Annotated in this window: 15 protein-coding genes; 4 read left to right on the forward strand and 11 right to left on the reverse strand. The window is 68.4% G+C overall.

Going from position 1 to position 13711, the window contains the following annotated elements; translation table 11 throughout:
• Nucleotides 1-40 precede the first annotated feature (40 nt).
• From KZ810_RS13625 to KZ810_RS13650, 6 genes are all read right to left on the reverse strand, one after another.
• Nucleotides 41-508 (reverse strand): dihydrofolate reductase, encoded by a 468-nt coding sequence (locus KZ810_RS13625; protein WP_219769659.1) that lies wholly within the window; start codon nucleotides 506-508, stop codon nucleotides 41-43.
• Nucleotides 505-1260, reverse strand: coding sequence for an SDR family NAD(P)-dependent oxidoreductase (locus tag KZ810_RS13630; protein ID WP_219769660.1), 756 nt, complete (start codon nucleotides 1258-1260; stop codon nucleotides 505-507). Before KZ810_RS13630 ends, KZ810_RS13625 begins: the two co-directional genes overlap by 4 nt.
• Nucleotides 1261-1272: 12 nt before the next feature.
• Entirely contained in the window at nucleotides 1273-2199 is a 927-nt protein-coding gene (thyA, locus tag KZ810_RS13635) for a thymidylate synthase (protein WP_308461556.1), read from the reverse strand.
• A 10-nt stretch (nucleotides 2200-2209) separates the two neighbouring features.
• Entirely contained in the window at nucleotides 2210-2953 is a 744-nt protein-coding gene (locus KZ810_RS13640) for a 16S rRNA (uracil(1498)-N(3))-methyltransferase (RefSeq protein ID WP_219769662.1), read from the reverse strand.
• A complete protein-coding gene (locus KZ810_RS13645) occupies nucleotides 2953-3117 on the reverse strand; it encodes a hypothetical protein (RefSeq protein WP_219769663.1) in 165 nt (54 codons plus the stop codon). Before KZ810_RS13645 ends, KZ810_RS13640 begins: the two co-directional genes overlap by 1 nt.
• A gap of 125 nt (nucleotides 3118-3242) precedes the next feature.
• The gene (locus KZ810_RS13650; RefSeq protein WP_219769664.1) at nucleotides 3243-3647 is read right to left on the reverse strand and encodes a DUF2147 domain-containing protein; all 405 of its coding nucleotides are present in this window, start codon (nucleotides 3645-3647) and stop codon (nucleotides 3243-3245) included.
• A gap of 224 nt (nucleotides 3648-3871) precedes the next feature.
• Between KZ810_RS13650 and ubiA the strand changes: the two genes are divergently transcribed.
• From ubiA to KZ810_RS13665, 3 genes are all read left to right on the forward strand, one after another.
• The gene (gene ubiA / locus KZ810_RS13655; protein ID WP_219769779.1) at nucleotides 3872-4732 is read left to right on the forward strand and encodes a 4-hydroxybenzoate octaprenyltransferase; all 861 of its coding nucleotides are present in this window, start codon (nucleotides 3872-3874) and stop codon (nucleotides 4730-4732) included.
• A gap of 90 nt (nucleotides 4733-4822) precedes the next feature.
• On the forward strand, nucleotides 4823-6169 hold the full coding sequence (locus KZ810_RS13660) for a TldD/PmbA family protein (RefSeq protein WP_219769665.1): 1347 nt from the start codon (nucleotides 4823-4825) through the stop codon (nucleotides 6167-6169).
• A complete protein-coding gene (locus KZ810_RS13665; RefSeq protein WP_308461557.1) occupies nucleotides 6162-6962 on the forward strand; it encodes a 3'(2'),5'-bisphosphate nucleotidase CysQ in 801 nt (266 codons plus the stop codon). The genes KZ810_RS13660 and KZ810_RS13665 overlap by 8 nt, the downstream gene beginning before the upstream one ends.
• A 77-nt stretch (nucleotides 6963-7039) precedes the next feature.
• Here KZ810_RS13665 and KZ810_RS13670 read toward each other — a convergent pair whose 3' ends face one another.
• From KZ810_RS13670 to KZ810_RS13690, 5 genes are all read right to left on the reverse strand, one after another.
• Nucleotides 7040-7420 (reverse strand): hypothetical protein, encoded by a 381-nt coding sequence (locus tag KZ810_RS13670; RefSeq protein ID WP_219769666.1) that lies wholly within the window; start codon nucleotides 7418-7420, stop codon nucleotides 7040-7042.
• A gap of 12 nt (nucleotides 7421-7432) precedes the next feature.
• Nucleotides 7433-8179 (reverse strand): HAD-IIB family hydrolase, encoded by a 747-nt coding sequence (locus KZ810_RS13675; protein WP_219769667.1) that lies wholly within the window; start codon nucleotides 8177-8179, stop codon nucleotides 7433-7435.
• Nucleotides 8176-8991 (reverse strand): Cof-type HAD-IIB family hydrolase, encoded by an 816-nt coding sequence (locus KZ810_RS13680; protein WP_219769668.1) that lies wholly within the window; start codon nucleotides 8989-8991, stop codon nucleotides 8176-8178. The genes KZ810_RS13675 and KZ810_RS13680 overlap by 4 nt, the downstream gene beginning before the upstream one ends.
• On the reverse strand, nucleotides 8991-9974 hold the full coding sequence (gnd, locus tag KZ810_RS13685; protein ID WP_219769669.1) for a phosphogluconate dehydrogenase (NAD(+)-dependent, decarboxylating): 984 nt from the start codon (nucleotides 9972-9974) through the stop codon (nucleotides 8991-8993). The genes KZ810_RS13680 and gnd overlap by 1 nt, the downstream gene beginning before the upstream one ends.
• 92 nt (nucleotides 9975-10066) lie before the next feature.
• The gene (locus KZ810_RS13690) at nucleotides 10067-12406 is read right to left on the reverse strand and encodes a GH92 family glycosyl hydrolase (protein WP_219769670.1); all 2340 of its coding nucleotides are present in this window, start codon (nucleotides 12404-12406) and stop codon (nucleotides 10067-10069) included.
• A 129-nt stretch (nucleotides 12407-12535) separates the two neighbouring features.
• Here KZ810_RS13690 and uvsE point away from each other — a divergent pair, with 129 nt between their 5' ends.
• Nucleotides 12536-13705 carry a UV DNA damage repair endonuclease UvsE gene (uvsE, locus tag KZ810_RS13695; protein ID WP_258044909.1) on the forward strand — a complete coding sequence of 390 codons (1170 nt, stop codon included), beginning with the start codon at nucleotides 12536-12538 and terminating at the stop codon, nucleotides 13703-13705.
• Nucleotides 13706-13711 lie beyond the last annotated feature (6 nt).

Consider the following 13711-nt stretch of genomic DNA (forward strand, 5'->3'; position numbering starts at 1 on the left):
CTCTAGGGGGCGCGGTGGCGGGCGGCAAGTCCGCGGGCGCTCATCGCTCCAGCCGGACGAAGCTGTAGGCGGGGCGCGTCCCCTCGGCCGAATGATCCTCACGCGACACCTCGCGCCAGCCGGTGAACGCGGGCACGACCGCGTCGCCCTCGGGCGCCACGTGGATCTCGGTCAGCTCGATCGCGTCGGCGCGTGACAAATAGAGCGCGAAGATCTCGGCGCCGCCGATCACCGCGACGTGTGCGCCCGCGATGCGCAAAGCGGCGGCGGGATCGTGCACCACCTCCGCGCCCGCAGCCGTCCAGCCACGGTCGCGCGTCAGCACGATGTGGCGGCGACCGGGAAGCGGGGCGGGAAAGCTCTCGAACGTCTTGCGCCCCATCACCATCGCGCGCCCGGTGGTCAGCGCCTTGAAATGGCGCAGGTCGGCGGGCAGGTGCCACGGCAGCTTGCCGCCCGCGCCGATCACGCCGTTCGTCGCGCGGGCAAGGACGAAAGTGACGCTCACAGCGATTGCCCGTCGTCGACGTCGATCACGCTGCCAGTGACGTGCGCCGATGAGTCGGAAGCGAAGAACGTCAGCATGTCGTCGAGCGCGTCGATCGGGAGCAACCGGCGACGGTGCCACGCCGCGATCTGCGCGCGGCCGCCGTCGGTCGAGAACCAGTCGCCGTTGATCTCGGTCTGGATATAGCCGGGCTGGATCGTGTTGACGTTGATGCCCGCGCGCACCCACTCGCGCGCGAAATTGCGCCCCAGATGCGCGACCGCGGCCTTCGACGCGGCATAAGCGGCGTCGCCGGTCGCGGTCTGATGCGACGTGATCGACCCGATCAGCACGACGCGGCCGTGCCCGCGCTCGCGTGCACCCGCCGCGATCAGGCGGCGCGCGCCCTCGCGGACGGTCAGGAACACCCCGGTGAAGTTGGTGTCGACGGTCGACCGGATGAGGTCGGCGGACAAGTCGGTCGAGCGGCCGGGATTGGCCTGGCCCGCGTTGGCGACGATCGTGTCGACGGTGCCGAAATGCGCCTCGACGGCGTCATAAGCGGCGGCGATCGACGCCTCGTCGGTCACGTCGAGGCCGAGCGGCAGCGCGGCATCGCCGAGCCGGTCGGCGAGCGCCCGAACCCGGTCGACGCGGCGCGCGCCGATCGCGACACGCGCGCCGCGCGCGACGAACAGCTCGGCGAAATGCGCACCCAGCCCCGAGGACGCGCCGGTGATGAGCGCGACGCGCCCGCTCAGGTCGAATGGCATCGCTTCCTCCCCCTACACCGCGACCGGCGCAGCGATGTGCGGGTGCGGATCGTAATCGACGACGCGGAGATCATCGATCTGGTAGTCGAAGATCGAGCCCGGACGGCGCAGCAGTTCGAGCCGCGGATGCCCGCGGGGCGCGCGCGCCAGTTGTTCGCGCACCAAATGTTCGTGGTTCAGGTAAACGTGTGCGTCGCCGCCGCTCCACACCAATTCGCCGGGCAGCAGGTCGCATTGCTGCGCCAGCATGTGGACGAGCATCGCGGCAGAGAAGGCGTTGAACGCGAAGCCGAGCCCGAGATCGCATGAGCGCTGCCACAACAGCCCCGACAGCCGGCCGTTGGCGACGAAGAACTGGTACGTCATGTGGCAGGGTGGCAGCGCCATTCCGCCCAACTCGGCGACGTTCCAGCCGGTAAACAACAAACGCCGCGAGGTCGGGTTGGTGCGGATCGCGTCGACCAGCTCGGCGATCTGGTTGACCCCTGCGCCGCGGCGGTAGAGGTCGTCGCCAGCGGGTTCGTAGGTCGGCCAGTCGACCCATTGCTTGCCGTAGACGGGGCCAAGATCACCCCACTCCCGCGCGAAATCGTCGTCGGACAGGATGCGCGCCTCGAACGCGTCGCGGGTCACCTCATCGCCGGTCGCGCGGCGGTAACGATCGAGCGGCCAGTCAGTCCAGATGTGAACCTTCTGTTCGACCAGGGCGCGGATGTTGGTGTCGCCGGTCAGGAACCACAGCATCTCGCGCGCGGCGGTTTTCCACGCGACGCGCTTGGTGGTGAGGAGCGGCACCGCGCCGCCTTCGAGCGAGAAGCGCAGTTGCGGGCCGAAGATCGCGCGGGTGCCGACGCCAGTACGGTCGCGACGCTCGTCGCCCTCCTCCCAGACGCGGCGCAGGAGGTCGAGATATTGGTGTTCATAGTGCGAGTCGGTCACGGCGGCTGTGCTACCGCCAGTCACCCGCCGACGCCATCCACAGCGCGATCGCCGCCGCCGCCGCGGTGTCGGCGCGCAGGATGCGGGGACCGAGTGCAATCGGGATCGCCTGCGCGAGCGCGCGGATCGCGGCGCGTTCGTCGTCGTCGAAGCCGCCTTCGGGGCCGATCAGGATCGCGGCCGAACCCGGGCGGCTGCGCATCGCCTCGGCGGCGGGGGCGCCGCCCAGCTCGTCGGCGAAGAACAGGTGGCGGTCGGCGGGCCAGTCGCGCAGCAGCGCGCTGAGCTTCACCGGTTCGACGACCGCGGGCACCGCAGTGCGGCCGCATTGCTCGGCCGCCTCGACCATGTGCGCGGCGAGCCGCTCGGTATTGGGCTTGTCGACCACGGTTCGACGCGTGAGGACGGGGACGAGCCGCGCGACGCCCAACTCGCACGCCTTCTCCGCCATCCAGTCGACGCGGCCCTTCTTGAGTGGCGCGGCACATAGCCACAGGTCGGGGACGTGTTCGAGCGGGGCGAGTTGCTGCTGCACGTCGAGCGTCACGTCGCGGCGCGCCACGTGCGAGGCAACCGCCAGCCACTCGCCGTTCACGCCGTCGAACAGCTTGACTGGGTCGCCCGCCTTCATCCGCATGACCGAGACGAGATAATGCGCCTGCGGTCCCGACAGCGTCAGCGGACCCGCCGCGAGCGGCGCGTCGACGAACAGCCGCGGGGTCGAGCGCGGCGGCCAGGCAGGGGTCGCTCCCATCATTTCCTCCGTCCGCGCACGATCAGCCAGCGCGCGCCGAGAAACAGGATCGCGCCGGCGAGCGCAACCCCCAGCACCACGCCCGTCACGACCCCGGCAACGCGCACGATCGCGAAGAACAGCGCCTCGAAGAAGCGACCGATCGCGACGGAGATATGGACCATCTACCGGGCGATCCGGTGCGTCACGCAGCGCCGCGGCGACGGAAGGGCGAAGCGGTGCGGCATTCGGAGTGCCGCATAGCGTAATCCGCCATCATGGTCACCGGCGCACGACGCGCGCGGCCCCGTCACTTGGCAGCGACGCGAGTCCAGGTCTGCGACTTGCACAATCCCGGCAGCACGCAACCGGTGCCGACGAGCGTGTTCGCGTTCTCGAGCGACAATGTCCCGTCGAACTCCTGCCCCAGATCGGGGACGAAGACGGTGCCCTGCCACACGCCGCCGGGGCCGCGACGGAAATCGCGGAACAATTGCGTCCCGATCAGCCGATCGGTGCCCCCGGCCGCGGCATCGTCGCGTGCGCGCTGGTCGGCGGCGACGACGGTGCCGCACAAGCCCGCACCGCAGGGGGCGACGCGGATGCGGACGCTGTCACGTGCGTTGCGCCACGTGCCGGCGGGGCTGGCGGCGGGGGCAGCGATCGCGGGCGAGGCCGCGGCGACCGCGAGGGCGGCGAGGATCAGACGCTTCATTGGGCCGAGATAGTAATACGATCGGCCCGATTTAAGGCAGTGATTTCAGACCAGATATACCATCATGCCGTCGCCTACAGCGTCAGCCGTTGGCGGTGTGGCGCGAATGGCGATAGGACGGTCCGGTGAACGCCGCCCCCACCCCGAACGCCGACCCGTCCCTTGCTGGCGGACCCAATGCCGCTGAGACCACGCCCGACAGCGAGCATCGCGGGCTCGTCGCGATGCTGCCGCGCGGCCTTCGCGGTTTCGCATTGCTCGCGCGGTTCGATCGGCCGATCGGCTGGTGGCTGCTGTTCTGGCCCGGCGCCTGGGCGGTGGCGCTGGCGGGCGGCGCGGTCGCGCGGTGGGATTTGATCCTGTGGCTGCTCGTCGGCGCGATCGCGATGCGCGGCGCGGGCTGCGTCTACAACGACATCGTCGACCGCGACCTCGATGCGAGCGTCGCGCGGACGCGCAACCGGCCGCTCGCGTCGGGTGCGGTCTCTCTACGCGCGGCGTGGGTGTGGCTGCTGCTGCTCTGCCTCGTCGGGCTGATCGTGCTGGTGCAATTGCGCCTGCCCGCCGCGATCGTCTCGGTCGCGGCGATCTTGCCGGTCGCGGCCTATCCGTTCATGAAACGCATCACCTGGTGGCCGCAGGTGTGGCTGGGGCTGGTCTTCTCCTGGGCGGCGCTGGTCGGGTGGACCGAGGCATGGGGATCGCTTGCCGCCGGTGGCGCGCTGCTCTACGCCGGCAGCATCTTCTGGGTGGTCGGCTACGACACGGTCTACGCGATCCAGGACCGCGAGGACGACGCGCTGGTCGGCATCCGATCCTCGGCGCTGCGCATGGGGCGGCACGTGCGCGGCGGCGTGGGCGTCTGCTACGCGCTGGCGATCGTCCTATGGGCAGCGGCCTTGTGGCAGGTCCGCGCCGATCCGCTCGCGCTCGCGGCATTGCTGCCGGTGGCGGGGCATCTGGCGTGGCAGGTAGTTACGCTCAGGCCCGACGATGGGACGGGAGCGCTCGCGCGGTTCCGGTCGAACCGATTCGCGGGGCTGCTGATGTTCCTCGCCTGTGTGGTCGTGGGAACGCCGCTGTAGCACCGGCCGGGATGCGACGCCGGCCCCAGTGACGCCCGACCCATGAAGCCGCACCTAGTATCGCGCGCGTACGCCTCCTAAGTCGCCCCTATGCTTACCCCCGATCAGGCGCAGGAGCGCGCCCAGGATATCGTTCGCCGCGCGACCGCCGCGGGTGCCGACGCCGCCGACGCGGTATTCGCCGCCGATGCATCGAGCGAGGTGTCGGTGCGGCTCGGCAAGCTGGAGGATGTCGGCCGGTCCGAGGCGGAGGAACTGGGCCTGCGCGTCTTCGTCGGGCAACGATCGGCGAGCGTATCGACCTCCGACCTGTCGTCGGCAGCGATGGACGCCTTGGTCGAACGCGCGGTCGCGATGGCACGCGAGGCGCCCGAGGACCAGTGGGCCGGGCTCGCGCCGGCCGAGCGGTTGATGCACGGCACCGCGCCGCTGCTCGATCTCGCCGACGACGGCGCGGTGACGCCCGCCGAGTTGCGCGAACTGGCGTTGCAGGCCGAGGAAGCCGCGCGCGCGGTCCCCGGCGTGACGAACAGCGAGGGCGGTGGCGCGGGCGCGTCGTCGAGCGTATGGGCGCTCGCTACCAGCCACGGCTTCGCCGGCGCCTACGCGACAACCGGATACAGCGTCTCGGCGAGCGTGATCGCGGGCGACGGCGGCGCGATGCAGCGCGACTACGCGTTCCACTCCGCGCGTCACCGCGCCCGGCTCGACCCCCCGCACGAGATCGGGCGGCAGGCGGGCGAGCGCGCGGTCGCGCGACTCGATTCCGGTCGGGTGGCGAGCGGCGCGATGCCGGTCGTGTTCGATCCGCGCGTCGGATCGAGCCTGCTCGGCCATCTGAGCGGCGCGATCTCGGGTCAGGCGATCACGCGCAAGACGAGCTTCCTGCAGGGCGCGATGGGTACCGAGGTGTTCGCGCCGGGCGTGACGATTTGCGACGATCCGCACCGCCCGCACGGACTGCGCTCGCGCCCGTTCGACGGTGAGGGGCTGCCGGTGTCGCCGAGCTCGATCATCGAGAACGGGATGCTCGAGACCTGGCTGCTCGACAGCGCGTCGGCGCGGCAACTGGGGCTCGAGCCGACGGGTCACGCCGCGCGCGGCGTCAACGGCGCGCCGGGGGTCACGACGAGCAACCTGTTTATGCAGGCGGGGCACGTACCCGTCGCGACGCTGATTGAGGACATCGCACTCGGCGTCTACGTCATCGAGCTGATCGGTCAGGGCGTCAACCCGGTGACGGGTGACTATAGCCGCGGCGCGGCGGGGTTCCTGATCGAGAACGGCGAGATCACGCGCCCGGTCGCCGAGTTCACCATCGCGGGCAATCTAAAGGACATGTTCCGCGCCTTGGTCCCCGCGAACGACCTCGCATTCCGCTACGGCGTCAACGTGCCCACCATCCGGATCGACGGAATGACGGTCGCGGGTGGCTGACACCGACGCCGCTGCCGAGCTGACCGCGCTCGCCGAGGCGGTGACCGCTGCCACGCGCGAGGCGGCGGCGATGGCGATGGCGCGCTGGCGCACCGATTTTGCGCGCACCGAAAAGAGCGACGGCAGTCCGGTGTGCGAGGTCGATCTCGACGTCGACCGGATGCTCCATGCGCGGCTCGGCGCGCTTATACCTGAAGCGGGCTGGCTGTCGGAAGAAACCGCGGATAGCGCCGAGCGGCTGTCGGCGAGGCAGGTGTGGGTGGTCGATCCGATTGACGGGACGCGCGACTATGTCCGTGGCCGCGCCGGCTGGTGCGTATCGGTCGCGCTGGTGGAGGCCGGACGCGTGGTGATCGCGGTGCTGGATGCGCCGGCGCGCGGCGAGGTATGGCGCGCGATCGCGGGGCGCGGCGCGACGCTGAACGGGGCTCCCGCACACGCCGGAAACCGCGACGAGATCATCGGCGCGCGCGTACCGGCCGATGCATTGCCCAAGGTCGACCGTGATCTGACCGCGGTGGAGAAACCGAATTCGATCGCGCTGCGCATGGCGATGGTGGCCGACGACCGCGCCGATCTGGTCGCGACGATGCGTTGGGGCAACGAATGGGACATCGCCGCCGCCGCACTGATCGCGCAGGAATCGGGGGCGAGCGTCACTGATGCGCTCGGAGCCGCCTTGTCATTCAACAAGCCTCAGCCGCAGGCGTTCGGCGTGTTGACGAGCACGCGCGGCATCCACGCCGCCGCGGTCGAGCGGCTCGCCGGCCGCGCGAGGGCGGTGATCCGCTAGGTTCGGCGTAGATGATGTGTTGAGCCTGGGTTCCAAGTCGCCACGTACGAGGAACGTGACGCCGCCAAGCCTCAATATTAGTCGGCCGCGACCGGTACGTCGTTGGCATCAGCCAGCGACGCGCGTGCACTGCTGTGCCGCGCCACGTCGCTTGCGACCATCGGGCGCAGCCGCACCGCGAGACAGATGACCGCGGGCCAGAACAGGGTGTTACCGATGTCGCCGAGCGTATCCGACCAGCGCCACGACCCGTAGTGCATCCGATCGAGGATCTCGTTCCCCGCCTCCGCCGCGACGACGACGGAGAGCGGGATCAGCGTGCCGAGCGAACGGCCGGTGACGAGCCGCGCGACGAGCAGCACCGCCATGCCCGCGTGGATGTGCAGAATCGTGTCGGGAAGGCCGGTGCCGTCGCCGATCCACGCAATGAACTGGGCCCACAGCCCCGCGACATCCACGACGAGCAGCCCTTACTTCTGGCAGGCGACGATCGTCGCGATCACCGACAGCGTGTCGTGCGGATCGCGGACGCGAACGGTGTCGAGGCCAAGCTCCTTGGCCGGATAATCGTTACCGCCGGGGAAGATCGCGTCGCCGATGAACATCATCTTGTCGAGCGCGATCCCGCTCTCGTCGCGCAGGCGCTTCAGGCCGTACGCCTTGTCGACGCCCTTCTGCGTGATGTCGATCGAGGTCGCGCCACCCATGTTGATCGACAGGTCGGGCAGGCGCTTCTTGAGGTCGGCCTGGATCACCTTGCGCTTGGCGAAATCAGGATCCCACTTCTCCTTCGCCTCGACCGGCGCCTGCTGGCCGAGCGCGGAGAAGGTAATCTGCGAGCCGCGATCCTCGATCCGCTCACCCCAGGTCTCTTCGGGCTTGAACCCGGTATCCTCGAGACTCTTGTTAAACGAATCGATGATGTTCTTCTTCGTCTCGTCGTCGAACAATTCGGCGTAGACCGCTTTCCACTCACCCGACTGGTGGGTGTAGAGCTTGGTGCCCGTCGTCGGCATCAGCCACAGCTTTGACAGGTCGGCGCGCGCGGGCAGACGGCTCGCCACCTGCTTGTCGAACTGCGGCCAGTCGCCGCCCGAGATGACGGCGACGTGCGCGACCTGGAGCAGATCGGCCAGCGCCTCGCCCATGTCTTCCTTGATCGCCTGCTTGCTCTCGGCGAGCGTTCCGTCGAGGTCGAAGGCGACGAGTTCTTTCACTTGGGTGTCTCCAGGGTAGGCAGGATGATCGTTTCGATGGCGTGCGCTACGCCATCCTCGTCGTTGGCGCGAGTGACTTTACGTGCAGCCGCCTTCACGTCGTCGGGCGCGTTGCCCATCGCGATCGGCAGCCCGGCACGGCGGAGCATCGGCAGATCGTTGTGCTGGTCGCCGATCACCGCGGTGTCGGCGAGATCGACGCCGTTCGACCGCGCGAGCGCGACGACGCCGTCGCCCTTATTGGCGGCGAGTGCGGTGACGTCGAGGTAGTAGGTTTGCGACTGCGCGATCGTCGCCTGCTCGCCGTATTGCGCGTGCGCGCGTTCGTAGAGCGCGTGGAGACGATCGGCGTCGTCGCTGACGAAGGTGATCTTGTCGGCGTGGTCCAGCAAATCGGCGAAATCGTCGCGGATGGCGGGTTCCTGGTTCGAACTCACCCGCTCGCTCGCGGTGTGCGGCCCGTCACCGTCGGTCGCGAACCACTGATCGTCGGCGAAGACCCAGGTGTCGACCCCCTCGCCCGCCGCCATGTCGATCACGCCGCGCGCGACGTTCGCGTCGATCGTGTGATGGCTGACGATCGTACCGTCGCGGCGAAAGACGATCCCGCCGTTGAACGCGCCGACATCCTCGTCGAGCCCGAGGGGTTCGAGCAGCGGCTGGATGCCCGACATCGGCCGCGCGCTGATGACCGTGAATGCAACGCCCGCGTCGCGCAGGCGCTTTACCGCGGCGATCGTCGCGTCGGTCAGCTTCTTGTCCTTGTCGACGAGCGTGCCGTCGACGTCGGACACCATAAGGCGGATCGGCATTATTGCGGCATCTCGACGTGGCCGCCGAAGCCGAATCGCATCGCCGACAGCACCTTGTCGCCGAACGTATGCTCGACGCGGCTGCGGTAGCGCGCAAACAACGCGGTGGTCAGCACGTTGGCGGGGACCGCTTCCTCCATCGCGGCGTCGATCGTCCAACGCCCCTCGCCCGAATCGGCAACATGGCCCGAGAAATCGCTCAGCTGCCCGTCCTTCGCGAGCGCGATCGCGGTCAGATCGAGCAGCCACGACGAAATTACGCTGCCGCGCCGCCACACTTCGGCGATGTCGGTCAGGTTGAGGTCATAGCGCTGGTCCTCGGGCAGCTTGTCCGATGCCTTGCCCTTCAGGATGTCGAACCCTTCGGCATAGGCCTGCATCAGCCCGTACTCGATCCCGTTGTGGACCATTTTGACGAAATGCCCCGCGCCCGCGGGGCCGGCGTGGATGTAGCCGTTCTCGGCGCGCGCGTCGGAATTCCCCTCGTCACGCCCCGCCGTCCGGTCGATCGTGCCGATGCCGGGCGCCAGCGTCGAGAAGATCGGGTCGAGCTGCCGCACGATGTCGTCGGGGCCGCCGATCATCATGCAATAACCGCGCTCGCGGCCCCAGACGCCGCCCGAGGTGCCGACGTCGACGTAGTGCACGCCCTTCTCCGCCAGCGCCTTGGCACGGCGGATGTCGTCCTTGTAGAAGGAATTGCCGCCGTCGATGACGATCTCGCCCTCGGCCGCATTCTCGCAGATGCTGTCGATCACGCCCTCAGTGATCTCGCCCGCTGGGACCATCACCCACCAGATGACCGGCGATCCCGCCTTGGCGCGCGCGTCGTCGACCGACGTCGCGGCTTCGGCGCCGGCCTCGACCAGTTTGGCGACGGCATCCTGATCGCGGTCGAAAGCGACGATCTCGTGCCCCTTGTCCATCAGCCGCCGCGCCATGTTGCCGCCCATGCGACCCAGCCCGATCATCACCATCTTCATGCGAACACGCTCCTGCTCATTGCCCGCGTAAAAGGGCGGCGCGGTTCAATGTTCCGCTACGGCCGCGCGAGGACGCGCCGGACGGTGCCGACTCAGCGTTTCACCGATGCGGAGAAGGGTCGTGCGTGACGATCGGTCGCCCATTTATAGTTCGGCTCGGCCGACATCGCGAAGCGCAGTTCGCCGCCCGCCATGATCTCGTCATGCGTCAGGTAGCTGCGCTCGAGCGGCTTTCCGTTCAGCATCACCGCGCCGACATAGGGTCGCGAGACGCCGAGATTGTCGGCTACCACCGTGAAGCGCTTGCCATTGGGAAGATCGAGCGCGGCGCGGCGCAGGAACGGCCGACCGATCGCATATTCGAGGCTGCCCGGCGTCACCGGATAGAAGCCGAGCGCGGTAAAGACGAGCCAGGCCGACATCTGACCCAGGTCGTCGTTGCCCGCGAGCCCGTCGGGGGTCGGCTTGTACTGCGAATTGACGATCTGGGTCAGGCGGTACTGCGTCCGCCACGGCGCCCCGGCGTGGTCGTAGAGATAGGCGACGTGGTGGCTCGGCTCGTTGCCGTGGATGTACTGGCCGATCAGCCCGGCGATGTCCTCGGCATGCGAGTAATCGAGCTTCGAATTGTCGAAATCGAACATCTGGTCGAGCTTGGTCACCGCGGCCTGATCGCCGCCCATCGCCTCGAACAGCGCGGCCTGGTCCTGCGGGACGAACCAGGAATATTGCCACGCATTCCCTTCGGTATAGTCCGAGCCGTAGTTGATCGCGGTGGGATCGAACGGTTCGCGGAAACTGCCGTCGGCCTTGCGCGCGCGGACGAAGCCGGTTTTCGGGTCGAAGGTGTTGCGCCAGTATCCCGACCGCGCGTCGAACCAAGTGGCGACGTCGTCGCGCTTCATCGCGCGCGCCATCTGCGCGATCGTCCAGTCGTCATAGGCATATTCGACCGTCTTCGACGCCGCCTCGGGCTCGCGGTCGATCGCGATGTAATGGAGCACCGGCAGGTCGGCGAGCCCGCCATAGGGCGCGTAGGTCGCGCTCTTGATCATCGCGGCGAGCGCCTGCGTCGCGTCGAACCCGCGGATACCCTTCAGATACGCGTCGGCGATGACCGGGACGGCGTGATAGCCGATCATCGTCCACGTCTCGCGCCCCTGGAACTGCCACACGGGGAGGATGCCGTCGGGCGAATATTGCTGGCTCGCGAGCAGCGAGCGGATGATCTGCCCGTTCACCTCGGCGGGCTGGACGAGCGTCAGCAGCGGGTGTTCGGCGCGAAACGTATCCCACAGCGAGAAGGTCGAGCGCTGGGTATATCCTTCCGCGCGGTGGACCTGATTGTCGGGACCGCGCCAGCGCCCGTCAACGTCGCTCGTCACCGACGGCGCGAGGAGGCTGTGGTAGAGCGCGGTCATCACGTTCTTGCGCATCGACGCGTCCCCGTCGACGTCGAGCACGCCGAGCGCCTGTTTCCACGCCGCGGTGGTCGCCTTGCGCACCGCGTCGAAACCGCCGCCCTCCGCCTGTAAATTGGCAATCGCGCCGTCCTCGTCGACGCTCGAGATCGCGACGGTGACCTCCAGCGGCTTGTCGAGCTTGCCGAAGTCGAACCGCCCGACGAGCGCGCGCCCGGCGCGTTCCATCACGCGGTCGCTGCCGCGTCCCGGGCCCTGGAACCCCTTGTAGGTCACGTCCGCCTCGGTGCTGACGAAGGCGTGGTTGGTGATCGCACGCGAGAAGCGCATCGCGAAGAACAACTGCCGGTCGGGCGCCCAGCCGCGCGTCTGGCGGCTGCCGGTGATCGTGCCGTCTGGGCGGAGCCGTAGCGACGACCACAATGTCTTGCCGGGGTAATTGTAGAGCCCGGAGCGCAGGTCGAGGATCAGATGCGCCTCGTCGCCCGAACGGAAGGTGTAGCGGTGGACGCCGACGCGGGTGCCCGCGGTGAGTTCGGCGCGGACGCGCGCATCGTCGAGTTGGACCGAATAATAGCCCGGCGTCGCCTGCTCGCTGCGGTGGCTGAAACGCGAGCGATAGCCCGAACCGGGCTGCTTCGGGTCGCCCGGTTCCAGCTTAACCTCGGTGCCGGTCGCGGGCATCAGCAGGAAGTCGCCAAGATCGCTGTGCCCCGCGCCCGAGAAATGCGTGTGCGAGAAACCCTGGATCGTCGGATCGTCGTACACATAGCCCGCGGCATGGGCGTAGCAGTCGCGCACCACGCAGCTCGTGTCGGTGTCGGGCGAAAGCTGCACCATCCCGAACGGGGCGACCGCGCCGGGAAAGGTGTGCCCCTGCCCGCCCGTCCCGATGAACGGGTCAACCGCGGCGAGCGGATCGGCCTCGCGCTGTGCCGCGACAGGGGTGGCGAACGGCATCGTCAGCGAGAGCGCGAGGATGGCGGACAGGCAGCGGCGGGCAAGCGTCATGATGCACCTTGTGCCCGGTGCGGCGGGTCGGGGAAAGATGCCGTGGGGTCGGACGGGTACCGCTTATCCGCGCAACGCGGGCCGCGGTCGGCGCGTTAGGCGGTTCGATCAGCACGAGTATTTCCGACGATGACCGACCCTGCCCGCCCGATGCGCCTCGGCTTTCCCGTCAAGGTGATGGGCAAGCCCGGCTTCAAGAGCAACGACACGCGGCGGTGGCAAAAGGACCCGCACCTCAAATGCTCGCTGGAGGAAGTGTCGAAGATCCTCGACTATCTGGCGAAGGAAAAGCTCGACATGTACCGGCTGTCGTCAGATCTCGCGCCATATGCAACGCACCCCGACATGCCGCAGTTCCACAACATGGTGGCGGAGAGCGACGCCGAGCTTGCCGCATTCGGCAAGAAAGCGCGCGAACTCGACATCCGGCTGTCGTTCCACCCGTCGCAATATGTCCTGCTCAACAGCCCCGATCCGGCACTGACGGCCAAGAGCATCTGGGACCTGTCGAGCCAGGCCGAGATGCTCGACCGCATGGGGCTGGACGACGAGGCGGTGATGATCACGCACGTCGGCGGCGTGTACGACGACCATGACGCCAGCCGTGCGCGCTGGATCGAGGGGTGGGAGAAATGCCCCGAGCACGTCCGGCGCAGGCTGGTGCTCGAGAATGACGACATCCGCTTCTCCGCCGCCGACGCGTTGTGGATCCACGAGCGGACGGGGGTGCGCCTCGTGTTCGACTACCAGCATTTCTGGTGCCTGAACCCCGAGCGGCTGGACATGCGCGCGACGTTCGAGAAGTTCCTGGCGACCTGGCCCGAGGGGGTGCGTCCGAAGATGCATTTCTCCTCGCCGCGCACCGAGATGCGCGAGATCAAACAGAAGATCACCGCCAAACAGCGCGCGAGCGGCAAGACGACGAAGAAGGGCGAACTGACCAAGGCGCCGGTCAAGGCGAACGCGCGCGTGAAGACGGTGCTGCGCCCGCCGATCTGGACGGGTCACGCCGATTTCACCAACCCGTTCGAGTTCGCGACCTTCATGCGGATGGCGGAAGGGCTCGTGTTCGACGTGATGATGGAGGGCAAGTCGAAGGACGTCAGTCTGCTGAAGCTGCGCCCGGACCTGCTGCGCTTCGCCCCCGACGTGGCGGCGCGGTTCGGCATCTACCCCGAGGATGCCGATGCGCTGGCGGCGGACGAGGCCGAGCTCGAAGGCGGCGTCGACGCTGAGGACACGCCCGACGTCGACGAGGGCGATGGCGGAGGTGGGGCGATGCTGGAAGCGGCGGAGTAAACCGCC

The sequence above is a fragment of the Sphingomonas citricola genome (assembly GCF_019429535.1).
Taxonomy (GTDB): Bacteria; Pseudomonadota; Alphaproteobacteria; order Sphingomonadales; family Sphingomonadaceae; genus Sphingomonas; species Sphingomonas citricola.

Bases quoted from the DNA above. Each gene is read 5' to 3' on its own strand.
- KZ810_RS13630 (WP_219769660.1), bottom strand. From the start codon at position 1,260: ATGCCATTCGACCTGAGCGGGCGCGTCGCGCTCATCACCGGCGCGTCC.
- KZ810_RS13640 (WP_219769662.1), bottom strand. From the start codon at position 2,953: ATGGGAGCGACCCCTGCCTGGCCGCCGCGCTCGACCCCGCGGCTGTTC.
- KZ810_RS13645 (WP_219769663.1), bottom strand. From the start codon at position 3,117: ATGGTCCATATCTCCGTCGCGATCGGTCGCTTCTTCGAGGCGCTGTTC.
- KZ810_RS13650 (WP_219769664.1), bottom strand. From the start codon at position 3,647: ATGAAGCGTCTGATCCTCGCCGCCCTCGCGGTCGCCGCGGCCTCGCCC.
- ubiA (WP_219769779.1), top strand. From the start codon at position 3,872: ATGCTGCCGCGCGGCCTTCGCGGTTTCGCATTGCTCGCGCGGTTCGAT.
- KZ810_RS13660 (WP_219769665.1), top strand. From the start codon at position 4,823: ATGCTTACCCCCGATCAGGCGCAGGAGCGCGCCCAGGATATCGTTCGC.
- KZ810_RS13680 (WP_219769668.1), bottom strand. From the start codon at position 8,991: ATGCCGATCCGCCTTATGGTGTCCGACGTCGACGGCACGCTCGTCGAC.
- gnd (WP_219769669.1), bottom strand. From the start codon at position 9,974: ATGAAGATGGTGATGATCGGGCTGGGTCGCATGGGCGGCAACATGGCG.
- KZ810_RS13690 (WP_219769670.1), bottom strand. From the start codon at position 12,406: ATGACGCTTGCCCGCCGCTGCCTGTCCGCCATCCTCGCGCTCTCGCTG.
- uvsE (WP_258044909.1), top strand. From the start codon at position 12,536: ATGACCGACCCTGCCCGCCCGATGCGCCTCGGCTTTCCCGTCAAGGTG.